Genomic DNA, 23,355 nt, shown 5'->3' with positions numbered 1-23,355 from the left:
CCAATACGCGCGGTCGTCTGAATGCGGGTACGTATATCTGGGCGATTGAGTCGCACCATCCCTCGAGTGAGGGTCAGATCCAGAAGGGCCTGTTTGTGATTGTCAATTGATCATCTATTTACAACTTGAAGTATAAAGCACGTCCATTTAAAAATGGGCGTGCTTTGTTTTACAGACTTTAACAGAGTCTTACAATTTTCGTACAGAAAATGGGGAACGAGAGGACCCGTGTGTGAATCTAAGAAATGTCAGAAGGGAGGTTTTTTAAACCGTCCTCGGGAGGGGAAAAGGAGAGACCATGAAGAGGATTGTGCAGTTGTTTTTGTGCGTTGTATGTCTTGCCATCAGTACACAGGCGTATGGGCAGGGTGCGGTACGGGGTACGGTGCGCGATGCTTCCAATGGCGAGACGTTGCCGAATGCCAATGTTGTGATTGACAGTTTGCACATTGGTGTGGCGACGGATAAGGCCGGTTATTTTGTGATTGGGAATCTGTCGCCGGGGTCGCACAGGGTTTCGGCGAGTTATATCGGCTATGAGAGCCGGTCTGTTCAGGTCGTGGTTATACAGGGCGAGACTGCGCGGATTGTGATTGAGTTGGAGCCTGCGGAATTGATGGGTGAGGAGATCGAAGCCATAGGCGAGCGCGTGGCGCCGACTGAGGTGACGCCTGTGAGTGCGTTTGGCACGCGGGTGACAGAACTGGCGCGCATTCCGACGGTGGGGCAGCCCGATTTGATGCGCGGGATTCAATTGCTTCCGGGCGTGCAGGCCGCGAGTGAAAATTCCGCGGGTTTGTATGTGCGCGGGGGGACGCCGGGGCAAAATTTGATTCTGTTAGATGATGTGGTGGTCTATAATCCGAATCATTTGTTTGGGTTTTTTAGCACGTTTAATCCCGATGCCTTGAAGGATGTCACACTGATTAAGGGGACGTTTCCCGCGCGGTATGGCGACCGCTTGTCGAGTGTGCTGGATATTACAAATTTGGATGGCAACAGGAAGTCTTTTGATGCGCGGGCGTCCATGGATTTGATCAGTGCCGGGTTGACGGTTGGCGGGCCAGTGGGCGATCGCGGTTCGTGGATGTTTTCGGGGCGGCGCACGTATCAAGAGGTTTTAAATTCGCCTCTGTTTGATCATATCGTGGATGAGATGTTCAGTACGCGCATTGGCACCATTGGCACGGCTCCAGTTACTGGTGGTGGGCCGGGGGGATTGAGAGGCGGTGGCTTTGGGGGACGGCAAGGTGGGGGACGCTTTGGGCAGGCGCGGTTCAATTTTCAGCAGCAGACGAGCGATTTTGGGCAGGATTACGGGTTCTACGATACGAATTTCAAGCTGAATCTGGATGTGTCTGACAATGACCGGGTTTCGGTGAGTGGATATATGGGCAATGATGCGCTGAATCTGTCGCTGCCGTCTTTTCGAGAGCAGACGCGCGATCAGCTCATGGATTGGGGCAATCGGATTGCGCGGTTTAAGTGGTTGCATCTATACACGGATAATTTGATCGGTAATGTGCAGGTTTCGGCGAGTCGATACTTGTCCAATTTTGATGTTGCGACCAATCAAAACGAGGCTGCCAATAGTGATCAGGCAGGGCAAGGTGGAGGCGGGCGGCGCGGTTTTGCATTGAATCGCAATAATGAGTTGAATGATTTGACGGCCAAGTTGACGTTTGATCTTTATTCGGGTCCTTTTCACACGACGCGCGTGGGTGCCCAGTTTACATCGTATGACGCTTTTTACAAGCAGGGCGTGGGAGATTCGACCCGGTCACAGATTAATACGTCGTCTTTTTATCAGACGGGTTTTCTCGAGCATACGATGCGTTGGGGACGTCTGGAGTTGACGCCTGGGGTGCGGGTGAGTCATTTTCAAAGTGGCAATTATACCCGATGGTCTCCGCGCGTGGCGGGTTTGTTTCAATTGGATGACAGGATCGCGTTTAAGGGCGGTTGGGGCATTTATCACCAGTTTGTCAATTTGATTTCGATTGAGGCCAATACTTATACGACGGATATGTGGTTGCCGGTGGATGAGACTTTGACGCCGGGGAAAGCCGTTCACAATGCGTTTGGCCTTATGTTGACGCCGGGCGAAAGCTGGCAGGTTGATCTGGAGTTTTATCACAAGGATATGGACGATCTGGTGGAGTTTCAGTCCCAGGTCCGTCTGAGCAATTCGACGCCGCTGTCTGATTTGTTCGCCACTGGTTCGGGAAGATCTTATGGTGGGGAGTTTTTGCTTCGGAAGACTGAGGGGCGTTTGAAGGGTTGGATTGGCTATACGTTGAGTAAGACAGAGCACACTTTTGCCGCTTTGAACCAGGGCAATTCGTTTCCGCCAAAGTACGACCGGCGCCACGATGTTTCTGTTGTGACGGATTATTATCTGGGTAGGGGCTGGAATCTGAATGCCAATTGGGTTTATGGTACGGGGCAGGCATATACGCTTCCGGAGGCGCGCTATGAGGTGCAGCAGCCAACGGGGCAGTCCATTCCCTATGTGCATGTGTCAGAAAAGAATGCCTATCGATTGCCAGCTTATCACCGCATGGATCTGGGTATTACGCGCGATTTCAGGTGGGGCGGCGTTGGTGGGCAGCTGGTGTTCAGTGTGTTCAATGTCTATAATCGACGCAATGTGTGGTATCGCTCGTTTGATGCGACTGAGCCGGAGATTCAGGTGCAGGATGTGCTTCTGCAGCCGATTTTGCCGAGTGTTGGTTTTCGTTTTAATATGTGAGAGAGGATCCTGGGATGAGAAAAATACAATGGATATTTTGTTTTGTTCTCGGTCTTGGTGCTGGGGGTTGTAGCACGGCGCCGACTGAGTCGTTGGGGGAGTTTCGAGAGACGGTTTATGTCGAGGGTTTTTTGCGGGCGGGGAGCCCTGTGTCCGATTTGTTTGTGGGTACGACCATGCCGCTTTCCAGTGTGTATGATCGGGAGGCGAGTGCGCTGTCCGATGCGCTGGTGACGATTGAGGTGGATGGGGTGTCGTACGAGTTGTCACCTGTGGTGGATAAGCCGGGTTATTACGAGCAGTCGGATTTGATTATTGAGTCTGGTAAGACCTATCATCTGTCTGTTACGACGGGGTTGGGTACGGCGACAGCGCAGACGACGGTGCCGGTTGCACCGCAGGTTTCGGGTGCGTCTTCGTTGCTGATTGGGGGCGATGCGTATCGGGTTACATGGGAGGGGGAGACAAAGGGGGGATATGTTACGACGCGCAAGTCTGTGGAACTGTTGGAGCAAATTCCGCTGGCGACTCAGTTTGGAAGATTTGGCGGGGGTTTTGGCGGCGGAGTAGATACCACAGGGCTGGGCGCGTTGCGGGATAGTATTGCCCGGGCAGATCAATGGCGTTTTTTGCAGGGGCGCTCGTTGTCCTTAAATCCGAGACAGTTTTCGTATTATGGTATATATTCATTTCTGGTCTATGCGCTGGATGAGAATTACGGCGATTATTTGATTTCGAGCGCGCAGGATGAAGCGGCGTTGGATGAGCCACAGTTTCATGTGAAGGGGGGTATTGGTTTGTTCGCTTCTATGGCCGCGGATTCTGTGGTTTTTCGGGTGGAGTGATTCCTCGTCCCTAACGCAAAAGCCGCTCGTTTGAGCGGCTTTTTTTGTTCCTGATGGTGTTTAAGCCGTCTCTTCAGTCGGGTCGGGTGTCTGGTTTGTGTTGTTCTCGGCAAGGGCTGTCAGTCCACCAATGGCTCCCAAGTTCATTGATTCCAGGGCAGAACTCGGTACGATTACCAGAGAGCCTTTTTCTTTTAGTCCTTCAAAGAGCATGTTCATACCGCGCAGTTGAAGGGCGACGGGGTTATTGTGATAGTTTTCGCTGGCTTGGGAGAATTTTTCTGAGATTTCGGTTTCGGCTGTGCCCAGGATGATCCGGGCCTGGCGTTCTCTTTCTGCCTGGGCTTGCTTGCTCATGGCGTCTGCGAGATCGGGTGGTATGACGATGTCTTTGATGCCGACACTTTGACAGGTAATGCCCCAGGAACTGGTCGTTTCGTCGAGGGCCTGTTGCAATGCTTCGGCGATCTTTTCTCGATTTTGCAGGAGATCTGCCAATTCGTGTTTGCCGATGATGTCGCGCAGGCCAGTCCGGGCGACGAGTGAGACGGCGTATTCGTATTCCTGCACTTCGAGGGCGGCTTTTTCAGCATCCCAAACGGTCCAATAGACGACGGCATCGACATTGACCGGGACAGTGTCTTTTGTCAGTGTAGAGTCGGCTCTAATGTCAGTAACCCGGACTCGCTGGTCGATATATTTATCGACCCGGTCGATGATGGGAATGATGAGAAACCAACCGGGACCTTTTAATCCAATAAATTTTCCCATACGCAAGACCACGGCTTTTTCCCACTGGTCAGAGATTTTCAATGTGGCGGCAATGAATAGCGTAGCAGCCAGTCCGATCAGAGCAATGGTTAAAGAAATCAGGTCCAGATAGAGCAGGATTGCGTTTGCCAGTGTGAAGATGAGGAAAATGAAGATCGAGACGAGATTGATATGCTTGTTCAGGGGAATTTTATCGTTCATGGTCTGCTCCTTCGTCGTTGTTGTAGTTCTTTGATCAAGTCTGCAAGGTTGAATCCATAGGCCGCGGCGATGCTCTGGAATTCATTGCATATACCAGTCAGCTTTTTTTCTTTTTCGTTGTCGGGAATCTCTACTTTTACTGGCGCAATAAATGTTCCGGATCCCTGCTGGGTTTCCAGAATATTTTTGATTTCCAGTTCCCTGTAGGCTTTGCTGATGGTGTTGAGGTTGACCTTGAGTTCTACGGCCAGCGCGCGAACGGTGGGCAATTGGTCTCCTACATTCAATTTGCCAGCAGCAATGCCATAACGAATCTGGTCAATGATCTGGCGATAGAAAGGGATACCACTTTTGGGGTCTAATTCAAAATTCATCTTGGGATTATACCTCACGTTTTAGAATACGCTTGTCATATCGTCTTATTGTCATAGTAAAATATGACAATGTGACAAGTGATTGTCAAGGGGAATTTCTATTTTGAAGTATTTCGGGTAGGGTGATCCAGCGTCAGGCGTCTGTTTCCGATGGCGTTTCTTGACGCGCCATGCGGATGCCCTTTTGTTCGTCAACGCTGCGCAAGAGGAGGCCGCCTATGATGAAGAACAGGCCCACGGTTGCCATGCCGTAGCGCTGGGATCCAAAGGCTTGTGTGATGACGCCCATGAGGAGGGGACCGAGAAATGCGGTGGCTTTTCCCGAGAAGGCGTAGAAGCCGTAGAATTCGGTTTCTTTGTTTTGGGGGACAAAACGCCCCATGAGGGACCGACTGGCCGATTGGTTTGGTCCGGCAAATAAGCCGACGAGAATGCCCGCGACCCAGAACCAGATTTTTTCCTGGGGTACGACGGCGATGATCGCTGCGATGACGAATCCGACGAGGGTGATCTGGATGGTGAGTTTGCCGCCCAGGCGGTCGTCCAGGTACCCAAAACACCATGCGCCGATGCCGGCTGCGATGTTGACGATGATGCCGAAGAAGAGGACTTCTTCAAATGTGAATCCAAATGTGCCTGCCGCATAAATGCCGCCAAATGCAAAGACGGTGATCAGGCCGTCGTTATAGACGAGGCGTGCGAGCAGGAGTTTGAAGATTTCCCGGTAGCGCTGGAGTTCGCGGAAGGTTTGGAGGATGCGTCGGTAGGACGCGGTCAAACTGAGTTTGTCGCCGGTTTGTCGCGCAGGTGTTTGGGGTAAATAGAAGAGGGCTGGGAGGCTGAAGATGGCAAACCAGATTGCAACGCCGATGTTTGTCGCCCGGATGTGTGCATGGGTTTCTTTGGTGAGGCCAAACCACGGGGTTTCTGCGGATACAAAGCCGACCATGAGGACGGCCATTGAGAGCAGGCCCCCGAAATATCCCACGCCCCATGCCTGTCCCGATATGCGACCGATGCGTTCGGGTGGGGCAATGTCTGGCAAGAAGGCGTTGTAAAATACGATGCCCATTTCAAAGCAGATACAGGCGATGATGTAGAGGGTTAGTGCATAGATGGCTTGCCCTTGTTGCGGGAAATAGAGCAGGGCGGTGAAGATGACGGCGAGAAATGTGAAGAATATTAAAAAGCGTTTGCGATATCCGCCCTGGTCAGAGAGCGCGCCGAGGGGTGGTGATAGCAGTGCGACGACGAGCATGATGATGCCGACGCCGCGAGACCATAAGGCGGTGCCTATGATTTCATTTTCAGCGATGACTTTGGTAAAGAACGCCGCGTAGATAAATGTGGTGACGTTGTTGGCAAAGGACGAGTTCGCAAAGTCATACATCATCCACGAGATGATGGTTTTTCGGTGGGTGGTTTTGGGCATGGTGAAGTGAGAAGTAGGAAGTGTGAAGTGATAGGACCCGTCATCGCGGCATGGTCCCCTGCTTAAATCATGCAGGGGCATGCTTGAGCCACGATCCAGAAGTTTTTGCCTGTCGTTAACGCCAGTAATCCAGTAAAATCAATACTTGTAATAAACGATCAATCCCCAACCAAAGGTTGAAAATCCTCACTTTCCATCGGTTCATATCCATCCCAACGACCGCACATTTCAACCAAAACGCGCTGTGTCATCGGAGAAGGTGGGGGATTGACCCTCACCACATGCGCCATGTACTCACCGGGCGATTCGGTCATTGCCCTCGCCATCTCGGAAACGAGATAACGCGGGGTCCAGCCAATCATGTGGTAGTCCGTTGTCTGGAGTTGCACGGCCAGACCAGTCACTGGATTGGTCAGTTCCAGTGTTACATAAAGTTCTTCTCCCGGCTTCAGCGCATTCAGTCGTTCTTGCGCGGGGAGGCTTGTGTGTCGCCATCCGTGCAGGAAAAATCGACAGACAAAACTTCCATCTTTGGCTTTGACCAGTTTTGGAAAGACCTCGTAATCGTCGGTTACCCGATAGCCACCGCTTACCGATAGCATCTCGAATGGATCGGCACTTTCAGGTAGGTCAAGTCGCTGAACATGATCGGCGAAGTCCGGTCTGTTCGGTTTCATAACCCGGTTCTGGAACAGGTAAAATAGTGCTGAGGATCGGTAATCTCTATGCAGTTGAGGAAAGCTTGGAAGGGGCGGATATTTCAACTCTTGCTGTGCCCGGGCAGCCCCGCCCGTATAGCGGAAACGATACTCCGGAAGCTCGACATCTGCATCCAGCCGACCAATCGGGAACCATTGATGGCTCCGTACTTTGTCCTGCCACGCCAGGAATAAAGTTTTTGTGCTCATATCAGATAAGTCTCCTCAGTTGTTCACAATTATAGTTCATCAGCGCAATCGCGAATGTGCGGGCTGAGGACGTCATCCAATCAGTGGGTACGCGATTCACAATTTTAGACAAAGAATCCTTGTCGAATTTCTCCAGTTTCAAAATTGCAGAATGAAAAAGGTCTGGATAGGTGGGGGCCGCACGTCGTACTAACTCCAGCGGACTGGAGCCATGTCGCTCGTCTTCTGACCAGTAAATTGCACCGCGTCCTCTTTCCGCATAGTCTCCTACGCGATTCTCGACCATCAGCCTATCGCGGCGTTCATCCCGAAGTTCCCGGCCCAGCGATGATGCGTGGTCATAAGAAGGTGCTATGAAACCCCTCCCTTCATCACCTGCCCGCCGCCGAAGTATGCCCCAGTTCTCGTGATGACGGTCTGTGTTACCAATTATAGCATCCAGTACTAAATACTCCGCGAATAAGAGTTTAGCATTTTCGGTAGCTTCGGGTTGCTCGAAGATGCGCTCCAGTGCCAGCCAAATATTCTTCAGTGTATGATGCGAATGGTGGAATCTCACCGTTGGATCGTAATCCTCTATCGTTATTTCCAACAACTCATTACCGTGGAACAACTCCCGACCCCCAAGAGCAAACGATTCTGTCACCGAACCGCGCTCACCTTGAAACTCCGCCAATTCTACCTTCGCGTGTGTAATCCCTATCACAGAGGCAACCTCGGCGGCTATCTTCTCTGCCCAGTGTTCTCCTGTGTTTGGTCGAGGGTGCTTGAATAGCCAGTTTGTATTATCATCAGGCTTACTATACCAGAACTTCGTTTTACCCCCCATTTCCTCAGGGTTAATAACCCATTCTGGTTCTACTATAACTATTGGGTATTCGTCAGACATGCGTCAGTTCCGATTCTCTATCAACATACGCAATGCGCCTACACCTGCACAATTCGCCAGGCTGTCAGTATCATGAAAATACCCCGTACTCAATTCGTCCCGAAGCGTTGAAACGCCGCTATACAATAAATGTAGCGAATCATGCGAAATCTTGCCACCCTTGCCCATCTATATGGGTAGATATATTCTATTTTAAATGTCGTTGTACATTTCAGGATCTGGATCAATTTCTACGACTTTACCATCGCGCATGACCACAACTTTGGTGCCGGTCTGATGCGCGATTAAATGTGCGCGTTTGGCGGCGCGTATGAGCGCGGCGGGTGTCGCTTGCATGTCGGGGTCGTCCAGTTTGGACACAGGGATTTGATGTTTTTCTTTTTTCATTTGTTGTGTCCTGTGATTTCAGGAACGATAACTGAACAAACTCTTTATTTTATTCAGTTTGCCAGGCGGGTAGAGGGTGTGGCCTATAAATCTCTGCAAGCTGGTCTTATGCAAGATTGTCGTGTCGCCGTGGCTGGCGTCCTGGTCAATTAGTGTAGAGGGAACATCCTCCCAGTTGAATGCACGTCTCCCAAAGGCATCGCGTGGTTCCCAGACGATGATTTTCTCTCCGTCAATTGTCCATCCTTTGGATGCCTCGCCTTCTTTTTTTACATAGGACGCCGGACGCAATAGGCTTTCGAGGGCTGCTTTGACTCTGTCGTATCGCTTTTCCGCATAGTTTTGCCAGGTTACTTTGCGACACCATTGGGGCGGTGTTTTGCCTGTTCCTTCAGATATGATGTCGCTTATAACCTGAGATGAAATTGCTAACCAATCATCTGGGAGGTGTCCAGGGTCAATGCGATCCATAATTTCTGCGAGGTATCGTTTATAGAGATGTCCCGTCAGACTGTTACGTATCTTCTGTACATCGCCTTGCAAACGCTGCCGGGTTTCCTCTTCGTGAGAGGGTAGCGCAGTTGTGGTGTATATCATCAGGCTGCGTTTAACGATTTCGTCGGGAAATGATTGGGGTTCCGCATTCATTGCGAGTATAAAGCACGGATATTCGGAAACTGGGGGTTGTAATTCCTCTTTGATCATATCCTTGCCGTACTGGTTGAAGGCGCGTTGTCCTATATCATCAAACACAACGGGAAAGCGTTTGTACGACGCCTGCAATCCGCGAAGTCGGTCCGTTGTTCATAGGTGGGGTTTCTTGAATTTCTATTTCTGACCGCGTTATTTTCTCATCGGGTAGCTCGATTTCGTCTGATGCGGAGTCTCGGATGGTGTTGAACATATTATTGTAGTGTTCATAGGCTTTCTCATCATTGTCGAACATGACCAGTGTCTCTGGTTGATCGCCGGAAAATGCCCGTTCCGAGAGGTTGGCGGATCCGATTATTACTCGTTTTCGGCCATCAGGATTGGATAGCAGGTAGAGCTTTGCGTGGGCTATGGACTTTCTCAAAACTCTGAAGTGAGCTTGTCCCGAATGTACTTTTTCGAGAATTTGTATGTGCCGTTCGTCTTTGAGGTTCATGATTGCGGCGCGAGTATCGCTGACCACTGTTTTCTGAAACGCGAGAATGTCTTTCATATCGCGGATAATGCCTTCATAGCCGAATACACATTCGAAGGTCTTGAAAGCGTATTTATCGAGCATTCTCAGGATGGCATCCACGCTTACTGAATAGGTCAACACCCGCAAGCTGTCGAATCCATCGAATACGTCCCAGTCAAATTTCTTCTCTGAATTGAATCTCGCGCTGACCACACGAAGGCCACTTCCGTCATCCATTCCAAATGACATCTGGCTCTCGCTGGGGTCGTCGAATAGCATGTTCTGTCGGGTATCCATGTTTCTAATTCTCCGTTGATACACACATCACTTTTGCGATGTGCCTGCACACCAGGCTGCCAGCATCATGAAAATATCTCGTACTCAATTCCTCACATAAATTTTTTAATTTCTCCGCTTTTCAGGCGTGCAAAATACGAACCCATTTCATGCTTGACGATGGGTGCCAGGAAATACAGCCCCAAAATATTCGGCACACAAATCAAAAACACCAGCGCGTCGGAAATATCCAGCAGGGGCCCCAATTGCACCATGCATCCCAAAACAACACAGAGGCAAAAAATGATTTTGTACACGTTTTGCCTGTGTGCGCTTTCACCAAACAAATAGGTCCAACCTTTTAATCCATAATAGGACCAGGAAATCATCGTGGAAAAGGCGAATAGCACAGCGGCAAAAGCCAGCGGAATGGGAAACCACGAAAATTGTCGCTCAAAGGCCACAGACGTCATGGCCACGCCCGTTGCGTCGCCAGCAAAATCGGGTGCGATAACCTGCGTTGTGGCAATGACCAGAGCGGTGATCGTGCAGATGACGATGGTATCAATAAAAGGCTCCAACAACGACACAATCCCTTCTGTGATGGGCTCGTTTGTCTTGACCGACGAGTGGGCGATGGCAGCCGATCCAATGCCGGCTTCATTGGAGAACACCGCGCGTTGGAAGCCGATAATCATCGTTCCCACCACGCCGCCAGCGACACCTTCGCCGGTGAATGCACCCCCAAAGATGTTGCCGATGGCGACGGGCAGTGCCGATGCGTTGAGCAGAATCGTGATAAGAGAAAAAAAGCAGTAAAGGACTGCCATAGAAGGGACGATTTTTTCTGTAACTCTGGCGATAGACTTAATCCCTCCGATAATCACGGCAAAGACCACTGCGCCCAAAATAATGCCGACCAGCCAGCCCAATCCGTCCAGCATTCCGCCGGTCATGTGGTTGAGTTGCACATACGCCTGATTGGATTGAAACATGTTGCCTATGCCCAGTGCGCCTATTGAAATCCCCATCGCGTAAAAGCCGCCGATCAGTTTGCCAAAGTTGTCCATGCCGCGGGCTGAAAATCCTTTTCTGAGGTAGTACATCGGGCCGCCCGACACCGAATGGTCCGGGTTTTCATTTCGGTATTTGACGCCCAGCGTGCATTCAATGAACTTCGTGGACATGCCCAAAAAGCCCGCCACAATCAGCCAAAATGTCGCCCCTGGTCCGCCAACGGTTACCGCTACTGCGACGCCACCGATGTTGCCGATGCCGACAGTTCCCGCCACTGCTGTGGCCAGTGCCTGAAGGTGGGAGACTTCGCCTTTGCTGTTGGGGTCGGTGTAATCGCCGCGCACCAGTTGGAGGGCATGCTTGAAGCCGCGGATACCAATGAAGCCGGTGTAAAAAGTAAAAAATACTGCGCCAGCGACAAGCCACAACACCACCAATGGCAACTCCGCGTCAGCCACGGAAATTTTAAAAAAGACAAACTGGCCAATCACCTCCGCAATTGGCGCAGTGGCATTGTTAATGGTCTCGTCAATTTCTAATGCCTTCATAGCCGAATACACATTCGAAGGTCGTGAAAGCGTATTTATCGAGCATTCTGACGATGGCATATACGCTTACTGAATAGGTCAACACTCTCCGTTGACGCAGGCATCAATTTGCTAATTCAGCCAGGAGTTTTCGCCCCTTGGCTGTCAATCGGTACTTCTGCTTGCTGCTCGTCGGCTTGTCGGGAACGGTCATTTCCACGAGTTCTGCAGAGATTGCCGGGCGAATGTAGTTGTTGCATCCAGAATAATCTCCAGCATGAACGCAATGAATGGCGTGCTTTCGCCTTCTGACGAACTCTGTCTGATGGCTTTGTAGTAGTCGCTTTGTCGGGCATGGACCAGGCTTTCTACGGAGATGTGGGCGAACAGGGGTTTCCAGCGGGTCAGTATGAGGGTTTGCCAGAGTCGTCCCATCCGTCCGTTGCCATCTTCAAAGGGGTGAATGAACTCAAATTCGTAGTGGAAGACCGAACTGGCGATTAGTGGGTGCTCATCGGTGCTGCCCAGCCATGCCAGCAAGTTTGCCATGAGTTGTGGCACGCGACTGGGAGGCGGGCCGATGTGATGGACTTCGCCGCCGCCCATAACGCCAATGTCTTTGCGGCGATATTGTCCGGGCGCATCTAATAGACCGATCATCAGGATTTCGTGAGCACGCAGCAGGTCGGCTTCGCTGGCGGGGTTCCACTGCTGGTATTGGTCGTAGGCTTTGATGGCGTTGCGGGCTTCCTGTATGTCTCTGAGTGGCGCGATAACGGGCTTGCCGTCGAGTATGGTGGAGACCTGTTCTTCGCTGAGGATATTGCCTTCAATGGCGAGGGATCCGCGAATCGTGAGGATGCGATTGATGCGTCGCAGGCGCAAGTCCTGCGAGATGCCCGTTGCGCGACCAATCGCTTCACCGATTTCTTCAATGCGAAAGAGAATGTCCGGGGTGATTGTGTATGGTGGTTTTTCGATTTTCATTGTTTATATAGGGTGGTCGATATTGCAAAGCATGCATGCATCAATGTACTGAATCATGCGAAATTGCGCCACCCTTCATATTGCAATTAGCGGTTAAAAGCGGTGAGATGTAAAACTTAAAACGTGAGACGCCCCCACACATCCCCACAACTGGATCGCGGCTCAACATCATACCGCGATGACGAGTGCCTTTCACTTCACACTTCCTCCTTCACACTTCACACTTTCCTTCATGCGAGCAATCGCGTATGTTGGGGGCGAGATCGCGCAATTTTATGTGAAGCAAAGGAGAGCCTTATGGAATGGAATTTTGAGCAGGTGGCGGGTCCGTTTGGGTTTACCGAGGGTCCGGTGTGGGTAGGCGATGCGCTGTTGTTTACAGATATGCCGGGAGATCGCGCGATGCGCTACGATCACAGGACGGGTGTTTGCGACGAGTGGCGCACGGGTACGAACCGGGCAAATGGTCTGACTACTGATGCAGAGGGTCGGGTCTATGGCGCAGAGGGTACGTTTGATCCGAGTGGTGACAGGTTTGTGGATGGTCCCGGACGTCGCATTGCGCGGTATGAAAGCGATGGTTCGACGACGGTGATTTCCGACAATTTTGAGGGCAACCGTTTTAACAGTCCCAATGATCTCGTGGTGGATGCAAAGGGCCGGGTCTGGTTCACGGATCCGAGATATGGCGATGATAAGTCATGTATGGATATCGGTCACGAATCGGTGTATCGGGCTGATCCCCAGGATGATGGGACGTACACGACTGTGCGGATGACTTTTGATACGACAAAGCCCAATGGTCTGATTGTTACGCCGGATATGAAGACCCTGTATGTGGCGCAGAGCGATTATCTTCCCGAGACGCCTCGGGAATTGCGGGCTTATCCGATTGCGGAAGATGGGTCGCTGGGTGCCTGTGAAGTGCTCCACGATTTTGGTGCTAATCGGGGTATAGACGGTATGAGGTTGGATGAGGATCTCAATATTGTCGCGAGTGCGGGTTGGCCCGATGGCGGTCCCGGTCCGATGATTTACGTTTTTGCGCCCGACGGAGAGGTGCTCGAAGCACATCCTTTTCCGATTAATCCGACCAATTGTGCGTTTGGCGATGAAGATTTGCAGTCGCTCTATGTCACGGCTATAGATGGGTATTTGTACCGCGCGCGCACACATCTCAAGGGGTTGGGATAGGCTAATACCACTTTGACTTATCCACGACATTGGTCAGTTCTTCACCCGCGAGGAAGCGACGGGCGTTGTCGATGAGGATTTCATAGCGTCGCGCGTTTATGTTGCCGGCGTCTCGGACGGCAATGTGGGGGGTCATCAGTACGTTGGGCAAGCCCCACAGCTTGTGGTCGGAGGGCAGTGGCTCTTGTTCGAATACGTCCAGGCCAGCGCCCGCTATTGTGCCGGATTCGATGGCGTTGGCGAGGTCGTCTATTTTGCACACTTTGCCGCGGCCGATGTTGATGAAGTACGCCGAGGGTTTCATCAGGGCGAAGCGTCGCGCGTCGAACATGCCTTCGGTTTCGGGTGTGTGTGGGACGGTTGTGATCACAAAGTCCGCGAGTGGCAGAAGTGTGTCAATTTTGTCCGGGGTGTGGAATTCGACGTAGGGCAGTTCGTATTCGGGCCGGGGTTCGATGCCGATGACGGTCATTCCCAGTTCATTGCACAGGCGCGCTGTCTCGTGTCCGATGCCCCCGACGCCGTTGATGAGGGCTGTTGCGCCGGCGAGGTCTATGTACGGGGATTTGCGCGCGTTCTTGTCCCATTCTCTGCGCCGCTGTGCGTCCACATACCACGGTAGCCCGCGCGCCAGTGCGAGCAGGAACATGAGGATGTGGTGGGATATGTGGTCGAAGTATATGCCGCGGGGATTTGTGATGGTCAGCGGGTGTTGGGTCAGTTCTCTGTAGTAGTATCCGAAGAAGGGTCCCGCGTCTGGATTGTGCAGCCAGGCGAGTTTTTCGGCGACGGCGAGTGCGTCGGGCGGTATCCAGCCGAATGCGGCGTCGGCGTCGCGTATTGTCTCTATGGCGTCTTTGTCGGTTTCGGGTGATACGACGTCGTATTCGGGGAGTTCGTCCGACAGGCGGGTGGCGAATGCGCGCTTGAGGTCGTCCTGCGGTGGCATGAATACAAATTTTGGCATTTTAATTCTCCAATCTTGCAGCCCATTTGATACATCCCGTGATGTGCGCGTGGAACCAGTCTTCGTGCCACAGGGCATCGGGGTGTCCCAGGGCGGTGTACATGACGCGGCCTTTGCCGTATTCGTGGCACCAGCCCATGGCGTAGTCGTTATCTTCGCGGTTGCCTTTTTCCAGATCTACGGTTTCGTTGTCGATCCGCATTAAGACATGGGTCTTGTTGCGGTCGTAATTTTTGAATGTGTAGATTTCATCTGTTACCCGAAAATAGTCGCCCAGCATTTTTGTTGCGGGGTGGTTGGTGTCTTCGACGATGATTCCCACTTCGTGGTGCCAGGGGTGGCCGTTGAACCATCCGCCGAGCATTTCGCCGTATTCGGGCCAGTCATAGCATGTGTCGGTTGCGTTGTGTATGCCGAAGAATGATTTGCCGTTGCGGACAAAGTTCAGGATCGCGGTTTTTTGTTCGTCGGTAAAGGGCAGGTTCCCGGTGGTCGCAAATGCGAGGATGTCAAATTTTTCCAGGTTCTCAGCGGAAATGCGGTCCAACCGATGCGTGGTTAAAACCCGCCATCCGTTCTTTTTGCCGATTGCTTTCAGAGCCACTTCTGCATCGGGCAAATAGCTGTGTTCAAATCCCGCTGAATGCCGCAGGAATAAGATGTTCATGTTTTTCCTTTCTGTTTAATAAAGGCTCAACAGTCCCTCGGCGCCGCGAATGCGGCGTTTTTCGTATTCTTCAGATATCCATCGCGCATTTGACGGCAGGCCGGGATTGCGATAGGCATATACCACGCACCACCGCGTATCACTGCCCGGCTGTCGCGGGTTTACGCCGTGAGCGGCAAATGTCCACATGGCGATTACGGTTCCAGGTGGCATAGAGGGCGCATGTATCTGGAGGGATTCACCCGTTATTGGGTGGGTTTTTCCGCTGAGCCATTGTTCTTGCAATGCTTTGTCTGAGTCTATACGCGCGATTTTTTCGCGGAACAGATGGCTGCCGGGTACGACTTTTAATCCGCCGTCGTCGGGTTCAAATCCGTTGACGTAAAAGAAGATGCGAACAAATCCCAGGCTGGGGTCTTCTTCTCCATACCCATGTGTGTGCCAGTGTGTTCCGCGGTTGCCCCCGGGGCGGTTCAGGCTGACGCAGTGATCATACCGAATATTTTCGCCCAGAATATCTCGCGCCAGTCTGAGCATTTGGGGATGGCCGATCAGGCTTTCGAGATACCAGTCAAATTCAGCGGCGAACCGATTGGGTTCATGGCCTTCTTTGGCCTGTGGTCTGAGTGATTCGATATAGGACAGGGATTCTGTCAACTTTTCCCGTGCGTCGTCTTTCAGCAGTCCAGGGAAAGCAATGTGTCCTTCGCGGTCCATTTCTTCCCGTTCGGATTCGCCGAATGTAAAGTCGTGAAAAATGGGTTCCCATTCCATAATCCGATCCTCATACTATGCTATGGCTTCTTCGCCCAGGTGTTCAGATAGCCATCCGCGCAGGGGTACGTCTTCGTCAGTGGGAGAGGTGAATCCATATCCGCCGGTTGGCGCGTTGCCAAATAATTGTTTGCGGATGGGATCCAATCGGTCCCACCAGTGATCCATCGTTACGTCATCGCGGGGACGGAACCAGCGATAGCTATATCCGTAAAAGAGTGCCCGACGCGCTTCTGTCCAGTAATTTGCGCTTACCGAGTGCCAGAGTCTGCGATCAAAAAATACGGCTGTTCCCGGCTTGACGAGCACGGGTATTGCATCTTTGGGTTCGGATGTGCGGTCGCCGTTGGGAAAGTCGTAGTCGTTGATCAAATGGCTGCCCGGTATGATGTAAAAGTTGCCCCGACCATCTTCGCTGCAGTCTGTTAAAAAGTAGGCTACTTTGATTGAGATGCGGGGGCGGGGGTCTGTTTCTAATTCCTGATTGAGCAGGGCACTGTCTTGATGCCAGCGCAGATTCTTTCCTCCTGTTCCGTTTGATACCGGGGGGGTGACGTTGAGGTGCGAGTGGTAGATTTGCAAGTTCCAGCTCAAGATATCCCACACTTTTGCGATGGTCCTGGGCCAATCTACCAGTTCGACAAATTCCCAGTCGAGGCCGATGAAGTCTCTGACGCTCAAGCGCCCGAGTTTATCTATGCCTTGTTTGGGACGCGTTTCGGCATCTATGCGATCGATCACGGCGCACAGGCGCGCGACGTGGTCGGGATCGAGAGCATTTTCGATAATTAAATACCCATCGCGGTCAAACTGCAATCGCTCTTCTTCTGTCAGGCTATGCGCCAGAGATGAAACGTCCATGGTGGTCTCCTTTCCGCTTGTTTTAAAACGCTTCCCAAAATGTTTTTCCCCATTCGCTTTTCGCATCGTCCCAGTCGTCGCGCCATTTAAAAAGCACTTCTCGCAGGTCAGCTACTTTGCTGGCGTGCGCTTTGTCGTCTGCGAGATTGTGCAGTTCCAGTGGGTCGTTTTCCAGATCGAATAGCTGTGTTGTGCGGCGTCCATTTACGGCGTATTCGATGAGTTTATACCTGTTGTCTTTTACCATGCGCTGCCACTCGCGATACGCAGAGAACAGGGTGTCGCGCACCTGTTCATCGCCGTTGTTGAGTGCCGATACCAGGCTGGTGCCTTCCACGGAGTCCGGTGTGCTGGTGCCGATTAAGTCGCACAGGGTTGGGAATATATCGTGTAAGTACACATAGGCGGATCGTCTTTGTCCCGCGGGTACGCCCGGTCCGGAAAATATCAGGGGTACGCGCACGCTGTGTTCGTACATGTTCTGTTTGCCGAATAGCCCGTGCTGCCCCACGGCGAGTCCATTATCCCCGGCAAAGACGACGATGGTATTATTTGCCATTCCGCACGCGCTTATTGTGTCGAGTACGCGCCCCATCTGCGCGTCTAAATGCGTGATCATGGCGTAGTATTCGGCAATGTGTTGACGCACTTTGTAGGGGTCGCGAGGAAAATCTTCGAGGACTTCATCGCGCACTTTCAGGTCGCCATTGTCAAATGGGTGTCCGCCCATAAAATTCTCGGGGAGCGGTATGTCTTCGGGGTCGTACATGTCCAGATATTTTTGCGGCATTGTGCGCGGGTCGTGGGGTGCCATGAATGAGATGTACATAAAGAATGGGTTGTCGGTGTCGTATTTTTCCAGCCAGTCAATTGCGCCTTCGGCAAATAATTCGCTGGAGTGTTTGCCTGCGGTTACGTGGTCGCCTTTTCGGATTTTTAAGGTGTTTGATTGGTTGGGGTTCGGGCACTGCAGGAGTACGGAGTCGTATTTGCCGGTGGGGTCGTGATTAAATGCGGGTACGTTCCAGTGGTCGTCCATGCCCCCGAAAAAGATCTCTGCGCCGTCTGAAAAGCTGCGCGCAAAAGAAGCGGGTCCGTTGTGCCATTTGCCCGTGCCCCATGTGCGATAGCCGTTGGCTTGCAGATGTTCGCCCAGCATTACGTGGTCGTTGGGAATGCCCTGGCCCGCGCCGTCGAGGTGAAAGAGCGTGCGTCCCGTGTGCAACATGGCGCGGCTGGGCATGCATATTGCACCCGATGTGCCGCCGGGTATGTGTGCGTGTGTAAAGGTCGTGCCCTGTGCCACGAGGCGATCCAGAACGGGTGTTTGCACATCTGTATTGCCCAGCGCGCGAATGGTGTCAAATCGCTGGTCGTCAGTAAAAAAGAAGAGGATGTTGGGTTTTTGGTTGCTCATATATTTCTCCTGAGGAAGGTGTAAGAGGGTTTCAACCGAGCAATAAACTTTGCTCTTGTCACAATGTCAAGCCCGTCGAGAACCTCTCTATAGCAGGTGTTCCTTTCTGCTTTGTATCCATTTCATCCAATGCTATATTGGGACAAATAACGACCACTTTTTTGGAGGTGCGTCCATGAAAACAATTTTTTTTCTTTTCCTGGTCACATTAACGGGCAGTTTGTTTGCCCAACAATCCAATAGAAAGGATTCCAGTATGAAGTATCACATGTACGTCGCTGTATCTAAAGACAAGAAGCTCTTGCGCTATGATATGGATCCCGATACCGGCGACCTCACGCTTGTTGAAGAAGTTCCCGCCAAAGGCGGTATTGGTCCGCTTTGCACGGATCCGCGACAAAAATATCTCTATGCGGCGTTGCGCCAGTCCAAAGAGCTCGTTACTTATAAAATTGATCCTGAAACTGGCGCGCTCGAGCATGTTGCCACTGCGCCTTTTGATGGCGGTTCTTGTTATATCAGTACGGATAAAACTGGACGGTATCTTTTTTCTGCGTATTACGGCGAGGGCGCGGTCGCGATCAATGCGATTGACAAAGATGGGGCTGTGCTTGCGCCGCATCGCCAGTGGATTCCTACGGATGAACACGCGCATTGCTTTTTTCCCGATCCTTCCAATCAATTCCTGTTTGTGCCGCATACGATGCCGGTCAATGCTATTTATCAATTTACCTTTGATGAGACCACAGGTGAGTTGGCGCCTAATGAGGTCGTGAAAGTCGATGCGGTTTATGGCGAGGGTCCGCGGCATTACGAGTTTCACCCGACTTTAGATGTGGTTTATGTTGCGAATGAAAATGGGTCCAGTGTTACGGTGTATGATTTTAACCCGGATAAGGGGACGCTTGCGCCCCGCCAAACGCTTTCAACACTGCCAGAGGGGTTTACGGAGCGCAATACCTGCGCCCAAATCCACATTCATCCTTCGGGCAAGTTTCTGTATATCTCCAATCGCGGACACAATAGTATCGCGGGCTACGCTGTGCAGGATGACGGCTCTCTCGAATCATTGGGGCAGACGCCTACGGAACCCATCCCCCGTCCTTTCAATCTCGATCCCGAAGGCAATTTCCTCTTTGCAGCGGGTCAACAATCAGATAAGATGGCCGGGTATCGCATCGATAAAGAGACGGGCGGTCTCACGCCGCTCAAAGTTTATGATGTGGGTGAGCAACCGATGTGGATTATGATTCTCAAATTGGGAAAATAAAAGGGGCGAGAAGTGGTCGGGACGGCATAGAGGCCGTCCCGCGGTGGTGTTATTTGTAGGGGCGACCCCCTGTGGTCGCCTGGTCGAGGCTGTTATGGAATCGAAATCTTTCAACAAAATTCTCATTGTTGACGATGACCGCGATGTTCTGGTGGCAGCGCAACTCTTGCTCAAGCAGTATGCCGAACGCGTTGATACTGAGGCGGATCCCAACCGCATTCCCGGTTTGTTGCAAAATGATACGTATGATGTGATTTTGCTCGATATGAATTTTGAACAGGACGCTACGTCGGGCAAAGAGGGGTTTAACTGGTTGAGTCGCATTCTCGAGATTGATTCTTCGGCGGTGGTGATTCTCATTACGGCTTATGGTGGCGTTGAAACGGCTGTGCAAGCGATCAAAGAGGGTGCGACGGATTTTGTGCTCAAGCCGTGGCAAAATGAAAAGTTGCTCGCGACACTTTCTTCTGCTGTGCGGTTGCGGCGGTCACGGCTCGAGGTCAATCAGTTGCGCGCCGAACAAGAACAGCTTCGCGCCGATCTCGACGGTCAATTTTCCGATATGGTGGGTACATCGCGGGCCATGTGCGAGGTTTTTGATACGATTCAAAAAGTGGGTGCTACCGATGCGAATGTGTTGATCCTTGGAGAGAATGGGACCGGGAAAGATGCTGTTGCCCGCGCCCTGCACCGTCGATCCCGGCGCGCGTCAGAGGCGTTTATCCGCGTTGATCTCGGCGCTGTTTCAGAGAGTCTTTTTGAGAGCGAGCTTTTTGGGCACAAAAAAGGGGCTTTTACAGATGCGAGAGAAGACCGCGCCGGGCGTTTTGAAATCGCGTCGGGTGGCACGCTTTTTTTGGATGAAATTGGCAATCTCTCATTGCCGCTCCAGGCCAAGCTGCTGACGGCACTTGAAAACCGCACGGTCATTCGTCTGGGTACCAACCGACCTATTGATATTGATGTGCGGCTGATCTGCGCGACCAATATGCCGATTCACGATATGGTGGCCCGCAATGATTTTCGACAAGATCTTCTGTATCGCATCAATACTGTCGAACTCCATCTGCCGCCTCTGCGCGACCGCCTTGACGATATTCCCCTGCTGGTTGAGGTGTTTCTCGAGACGTACGGTCAGAAGTACAATAAACCGGGTATTGCTATTCAGTCAGCAGCACTTGAGCATCTTGTGAATTACACATGGCCGGGCAATATCCGCGAATTGCAGCACGCGATTGAGCGGGCTGTGATTATGAACGAAAATGGCATTTTGCAACCGCTGGATTTTCCGCTTAGCGTTTCCGTACCCGCCGCAGGTGACGATATTCATTTTGACGACTTCAATCTCGAATATGTGGAGAAAACCGTTATCCGCAAGGCGATTGAGAAGCACCGCGGCAATATCAGTCACGCAGCGCGTGAACTCGGTCTTACGCGTAGCGCGCTTTATCGCAGGCTCGAAAAGCATGGCTTATAAACACTTTCGCCTGATATGTATTTTGCGCGTGGCTCTTCTGTGTATCACCACCTGTCTTTTCTTTTATTGTCTTTTTTTTAGTGAATACTACGCCACGCTTGCTATTATTGGTGTGTGTGTGCTCTATCAGACCTGGGCACTTATACACTATGTAGAGCGCACGCAGCGCGATCTCACGCGATTTTTGCAGGCGATTCGCTATGAGGATTTTACCCAATCTTTTACGGGTGCCGGGTTGGGGTCGGCGTATAACAATCTCAAGGATGCGTTTAACGAGGTGCTCGAGGCTTTTCGCAAGACGCGCGCAGAAAGAGAAGAGAATTTTCAGTATCTCCAGACCGTTGTCCAGCATGTGGGCATTGGTCTGATTTGCTATACGCCCGAAGGTCGGATTGAACTGATGAATACGGCGGCGCAGCGGTTGCTTCGCAAGCCCCATATGCGCGATGTGCGCGAATTGGAGGCGGTTAGTAAGGCGTTTTCAGAGGCGCTGCTCAAACTTCGCTCGGGCGATAAGACGCTGGTCAAAATTCAGGATGAGGACGAACTGCTCCAGATTATCGTCTATGCGACTGAACTGCGGATGCGGGGCGAGTCTTTTATTTTGGCGTCTATTCAAAATATTCAGACCGAACTTGAAGAACAGGAGATGGAGGCGTGGCAAAAGCTGATTCGGGTTTTGACCCATGAGATTATGAATTCTATCACGCCCATTTCTTCTCTGGCTTCTACAGTGCGCGGTCTTTTGCCCGATTCTGCACATGCTTCATCGCTTGATCCCGATACGTTGCCCGATGTTCACACGGCTCTGGAAACGATTCAGTCGCGCAGCGAAGGGCTTCTCCATTTTGTCGAGGCGTATCGCCAACTTACGCACATATCGCGTCCCGATTTTCAAATTTTTCAGATTTCCGAACTTTTTGCCCGCGTTGTGTTTCTGATGCAGAGTGAGTGCGATAAGAATGATATTGCTCTGTACACGGCAATTGATCCCAGGACGCTGGAGCTTACCGCCGATCCCGATTTCATTGAGCAGGTGTTGATCAATTTGATGCGGAATGCCGTGCAAGCTCTTGCAGGTCGTTCCAATGCCCGCATGGATCTCTCGGCACAACTCGATGGGCGAGGCCGGGTTGTCATCCGCGTGCAAGACAATGGGCCGGGTATTTTGGAAGATGTGCAGGAGCGCATTTTTATTCCGTTTTTCACGACCAAACGCGATGGTTCGGGTATTGGTCTCGCACTTTCCAGACAGATTATGCGCGTTCATCGCGGTACGATTAGTGTTCAGTCTAAGCCGGAAGAAGAGACGGTGTTTACGTTGAGGTTTTGAATAGTAAGTGGTGTTTACAAAAATAAAAGCCGATGTCATTTAGACATCGGCTTTTGCTATTCTCTCTTAAAAAAATAAACTACGATTCAGCAGAATCAGTAATAAGCCTCTACGAAAAAACTGCCTGAACATGGTGCGGAATCTGTTTTGGTAAAACTTCCTGTTCGTGTTTCGCCTTTGTCTATCGAAAAAGAAGCGGTTGTCCATCTACCCTCTGCGCTTGCAATCCGAACAGTGTAACTACTCTCGCAAGCGTTTTGCATGGTGTATGAAAATACGCCTCTCGTACCCGAGCAGTCCTCTATGCGAACAGTAACCGAAATACAGTCGCTCTTTTGAAAAAATGCACGGCTACCGCCACCAGACTCAGGGGCTGTGGGATAGTCCTCCCACCCTACACATCGCCCTGTTTCTGGGTCTCTCTCACAGCAACCACCAAGCACAAACATCGCAAGTATCGGCAAGGTCAACTTTAAGAACGACACGGCCAGGTCTCCTATTTTCTGGCTCACTCAACGCGCAGAACATCCAGACCCAGAGATGTCACATCGGCTATTGCTGATCGAATTGCACTATCCATTGTTGTCGCTTCTCGATGAAAATGAATTTGAGGAATATTGGCGATCGTGGCAAGTGTCCCATCGTCAATAACGCCGTAGAGTTTATCCGCTTCTTCTTCTGTCGAATCGGGAGCGATAATCAGAGTGAATTTCTGGACTTTCATATAAAAAATAAACTACGATTCAGCAGAAATAGCTACGGTGTCGTACACTTTCCGTTTTTCGCGTAATGGAAGGAGGTCTTTACCCTCACATGTTATAAGGGCATAGGTGTAGCCATCTTGAGCTACAAATTCGACTT

At 51.5% G+C, this 23,355-nt stretch carries 21 protein-coding genes and 1 pseudogene; 6 read left to right on the top strand and 16 right to left on the bottom strand.

Annotated elements, in window-relative coordinates; all coding sequences use genetic code 11:
* The first annotated feature begins 298 nt into the window (after window positions 1-298).
* Together OXH16_06070 and OXH16_06065 are read left to right on the top strand one after the other, a co-directional pair.
* The gene (locus OXH16_06070) at window positions 299-2,752 is read left to right on the top strand and encodes a TonB-dependent receptor (protein ID MCY3680942.1); all 2,454 of its coding nucleotides are present in this window, start codon (window positions 299-301) and stop codon (window positions 2,750-2,752) included.
* Window positions 2,753-2,766: 14 nt separating this feature from the next.
* Window positions 2,767-3,597 (top strand): DUF4249 family protein, encoded by an 831-nt coding sequence (locus tag OXH16_06065; GenBank protein MCY3680941.1) that lies wholly within the window; start codon window positions 2,767-2,769, stop codon window positions 3,595-3,597.
* A gap of 60 nt (window positions 3,598-3,657) precedes the next feature.
* Here OXH16_06065 and OXH16_06060 read toward each other — a convergent pair whose 3' ends face one another.
* From OXH16_06060 to OXH16_06015, 10 genes and pseudogenes are all read right to left on the bottom strand, one after another.
* Entirely contained in the window at window positions 3,658-4,569 is a 912-nt protein-coding gene (locus OXH16_06060; GenBank protein ID MCY3680940.1) for a slipin family protein, read from the bottom strand.
* Window positions 4,566-4,943: a GntR family transcriptional regulator gene (locus OXH16_06055; protein MCY3680939.1), complete on the bottom strand. Its 378-nt coding sequence runs from the start codon at window positions 4,941-4,943 to the stop codon at window positions 4,566-4,568. The genes OXH16_06060 and OXH16_06055 overlap by 4 nt, the downstream gene beginning before the upstream one ends.
* A 133-nt stretch (window positions 4,944-5,076) precedes the next feature.
* Window positions 5,077-6,456, bottom strand: a complete 1,380-nt coding sequence (locus tag OXH16_06050; GenBank protein ID MCY3680938.1) for an MFS transporter — start codon at window positions 6,454-6,456, stop codon at window positions 5,077-5,079.
* A 77-nt stretch (window positions 6,457-6,533) separates the two neighbouring features.
* Complete coding sequence (locus OXH16_06045) at window positions 6,534-7,283, bottom strand: DNA-binding protein (GenBank protein MCY3680937.1); 750 nt, start codon at window positions 7,281-7,283, stop codon at window positions 6,534-6,536.
* A gap of 1 nt (window position 7,284) precedes the next feature.
* Window positions 7,285-8,172: a HipA domain-containing protein gene (locus tag OXH16_06040; protein MCY3680936.1), complete on the bottom strand. Its 888-nt coding sequence runs from the start codon at window positions 8,170-8,172 to the stop codon at window positions 7,285-7,287.
* Window positions 8,173-8,364: 192 nt separating this feature from the next.
* The gene (locus OXH16_06035) at window positions 8,365-8,559 is read right to left on the bottom strand and encodes a hypothetical protein (GenBank protein MCY3680935.1); all 195 of its coding nucleotides are present in this window, start codon (window positions 8,557-8,559) and stop codon (window positions 8,365-8,367) included.
* 18 nt (window positions 8,560-8,577) lie between these two features.
* The gene (locus tag OXH16_06030; GenBank protein MCY3680934.1) at window positions 8,578-9,312 is read right to left on the bottom strand and encodes a hypothetical protein; all 735 of its coding nucleotides are present in this window, start codon (window positions 9,310-9,312) and stop codon (window positions 8,578-8,580) included.
* The gene (locus OXH16_06025; GenBank protein MCY3680933.1) at window positions 9,305-10,024 is read right to left on the bottom strand and encodes a phospholipase D family protein; all 720 of its coding nucleotides are present in this window, start codon (window positions 10,022-10,024) and stop codon (window positions 9,305-9,307) included. Before OXH16_06025 ends, OXH16_06030 begins: the two co-directional genes overlap by 8 nt.
* 92 nt (window positions 10,025-10,116) lie before the next feature.
* A complete protein-coding gene (locus OXH16_06020) occupies window positions 10,117-11,568 on the bottom strand; it encodes an alanine/glycine:cation symporter family protein (protein MCY3680932.1) in 1,452 nt (483 codons plus the stop codon).
* 103 nt (window positions 11,569-11,671) lie between these two features.
* Window positions 11,672-12,534, bottom strand: a pseudogene (locus tag OXH16_06015) (Fic family protein).
* Between the two features lie 297 nt (window positions 12,535-12,831).
* On the opposite strand from OXH16_06015, the gene OXH16_06010 reads away from it, so the two are divergent.
* Window positions 12,832-13,728, top strand: coding sequence for an SMP-30/gluconolactonase/LRE family protein (locus tag OXH16_06010; GenBank protein MCY3680931.1), 897 nt, complete (start codon window positions 12,832-12,834; stop codon window positions 13,726-13,728).
* 1 nt (window position 13,729) lies between these two features.
* Here OXH16_06010 and OXH16_06005 read toward each other — a convergent pair whose 3' ends face one another.
* Genes OXH16_06005 through OXH16_05985 form a run of 5 tightly spaced genes read right to left on the bottom strand, consistent with a single transcriptional unit; the run spans window position 13,730 to window position 18,414 of the window.
* On the bottom strand, window positions 13,730-14,695 hold the full coding sequence (locus OXH16_06005; protein MCY3680930.1) for a D-2-hydroxyacid dehydrogenase: 966 nt from the start codon (window positions 14,693-14,695) through the stop codon (window positions 13,730-13,732).
* 1 nt (window position 14,696) lies between these two features.
* The gene (locus OXH16_06000) at window positions 14,697-15,362 is read right to left on the bottom strand and encodes a ThuA domain-containing protein (GenBank protein MCY3680929.1); all 666 of its coding nucleotides are present in this window, start codon (window positions 15,360-15,362) and stop codon (window positions 14,697-14,699) included.
* Window positions 15,363-15,377: 15 nt separating this feature from the next.
* Complete coding sequence (locus tag OXH16_05995; protein MCY3680928.1) at window positions 15,378-16,136, bottom strand: phytanoyl-CoA dioxygenase family protein; 759 nt, start codon at window positions 16,134-16,136, stop codon at window positions 15,378-15,380.
* Between the two features lie 15 nt (window positions 16,137-16,151).
* Entirely contained in the window at window positions 16,152-16,997 is an 846-nt protein-coding gene (locus OXH16_05990; GenBank protein ID MCY3680927.1) for a phytanoyl-CoA dioxygenase family protein, read from the bottom strand.
* Between the two features lie 22 nt (window positions 16,998-17,019).
* Complete coding sequence (locus OXH16_05985; protein MCY3680926.1) at window positions 17,020-18,414, bottom strand: sulfatase-like hydrolase/transferase; 1,395 nt, start codon at window positions 18,412-18,414, stop codon at window positions 17,020-17,022.
* Between the two features lie 175 nt (window positions 18,415-18,589).
* Here OXH16_05985 and OXH16_05980 point away from each other — a divergent pair, with 175 nt between their 5' ends.
* The 3 genes from OXH16_05980 (at window position 18,590) to OXH16_05970 (ending at window position 22,494) form a co-directional block, all read left to right on the top strand.
* Complete coding sequence (locus tag OXH16_05980) at window positions 18,590-19,684, top strand: lactonase family protein (GenBank protein ID MCY3680925.1); 1,095 nt, start codon at window positions 18,590-18,592, stop codon at window positions 19,682-19,684.
* Window positions 19,685-19,778: 94 nt separating this feature from the next.
* Window positions 19,779-21,161, top strand: a complete 1,383-nt coding sequence (locus OXH16_05975; protein MCY3680924.1) for a sigma-54 dependent transcriptional regulator — start codon at window positions 19,779-19,781, stop codon at window positions 21,159-21,161.
* A complete protein-coding gene (locus tag OXH16_05970) occupies window positions 21,151-22,494 on the top strand; it encodes an ATP-binding protein (protein MCY3680923.1) in 1,344 nt (447 codons plus the stop codon). Before OXH16_05975 ends, OXH16_05970 begins: the two co-directional genes overlap by 11 nt.
* A gap of 508 nt (window positions 22,495-23,002) precedes the next feature.
* Here OXH16_05970 and OXH16_05965 read toward each other — a convergent pair.
* The gene (locus tag OXH16_05965; protein MCY3680922.1) at window positions 23,003-23,218 is read right to left on the bottom strand and encodes a hypothetical protein; all 216 of its coding nucleotides are present in this window, start codon (window positions 23,216-23,218) and stop codon (window positions 23,003-23,005) included.
* Between the last annotated feature and the right edge of the window lie 137 nt (window positions 23,219-23,355).

The sequence above is a fragment of the Gemmatimonadota bacterium genome (genome assembly GCA_026705765.1).
Lineage (GTDB): Bacteria > Latescibacterota > UBA2968 > UBA2968 > UBA2968 > VXRD01.
This window is presented reverse-complemented; position numbering and strand designations above follow the sequence as displayed.

Bases quoted from the DNA above. Each gene is read 5' to 3' on its own strand.
- OXH16_05995 (MCY3680928.1), bottom strand. From the start codon at position 16,136: ATGGAATGGGAACCCATTTTTCACGACTTTACATTCGGCGAATCCGAA.
- OXH16_05975 (MCY3680924.1), top strand. From the start codon at position 19,779: ATGGAATCGAAATCTTTCAACAAAATTCTCATTGTTGACGATGACCGC.
- OXH16_06065 (MCY3680941.1), top strand. From the start codon at position 2,767: ATGAGAAAAATACAATGGATATTTTGTTTTGTTCTCGGTCTTGGTGCT.
- OXH16_06025 (MCY3680933.1), bottom strand. From the start codon at position 10,024: ATGGATACCCGACAGAACATGCTATTCGACGACCCCAGCGAGAGCCAG.
- OXH16_06045 (MCY3680937.1), bottom strand. From the start codon at position 7,283: ATGAGCACAAAAACTTTATTCCTGGCGTGGCAGGACAAAGTACGGAGC.
- OXH16_05985 (MCY3680926.1), bottom strand. From the start codon at position 18,414: ATGAGCAACCAAAAACCCAACATCCTCTTCTTTTTTACTGACGACCAG.
- OXH16_06035 (MCY3680935.1), bottom strand. From the start codon at position 8,559: ATGAAAAAAGAAAAACATCAAATCCCTGTGTCCAAACTGGACGACCCC.
- OXH16_06070 (MCY3680942.1), top strand. From the start codon at position 299: ATGAAGAGGATTGTGCAGTTGTTTTTGTGCGTTGTATGTCTTGCCATC.
- OXH16_06010 (MCY3680931.1), top strand. From the start codon at position 12,832: ATGGAATGGAATTTTGAGCAGGTGGCGGGTCCGTTTGGGTTTACCGAG.
- OXH16_06040 (MCY3680936.1), bottom strand. From the start codon at position 8,172: ATGTCTGACGAATACCCAATAGTTATAGTAGAACCAGAATGGGTTATT.
- OXH16_06005 (MCY3680930.1), bottom strand. From the start codon at position 14,695: ATGCCAAAATTTGTATTCATGCCACCGCAGGACGACCTCAAGCGCGCA.
- OXH16_05980 (MCY3680925.1), top strand. From the start codon at position 18,590: ATGAAAACAATTTTTTTTCTTTTCCTGGTCACATTAACGGGCAGTTTG.
- OXH16_06055 (MCY3680939.1), bottom strand. From the start codon at position 4,943: ATGAATTTTGAATTAGACCCCAAAAGTGGTATCCCTTTCTATCGCCAG.
- OXH16_06060 (MCY3680940.1), bottom strand. From the start codon at position 4,569: ATGAACGATAAAATTCCCCTGAACAAGCATATCAATCTCGTCTCGATC.
- OXH16_06020 (MCY3680932.1), bottom strand. From the start codon at position 11,568: ATGAAGGCATTAGAAATTGACGAGACCATTAACAATGCCACTGCGCCA.
- OXH16_06050 (MCY3680938.1), bottom strand. From the start codon at position 6,456: ATGCCCCTGCATGATTTAAGCAGGGGACCATGCCGCGATGACGGGTCC.
- OXH16_05965 (MCY3680922.1), bottom strand. From the start codon at position 23,218: ATGAAAGTCCAGAAATTCACTCTGATTATCGCTCCCGATTCGACAGAA.
- OXH16_05970 (MCY3680923.1), top strand. From the start codon at position 21,151: ATGGCTTATAAACACTTTCGCCTGATATGTATTTTGCGCGTGGCTCTT.
- OXH16_06000 (MCY3680929.1), bottom strand. From the start codon at position 15,362: ATGAACATCTTATTCCTGCGGCATTCAGCGGGATTTGAACACAGCTAT.
- OXH16_05990 (MCY3680927.1), bottom strand. From the start codon at position 16,997: ATGGACGTTTCATCTCTGGCGCATAGCCTGACAGAAGAAGAGCGATTG.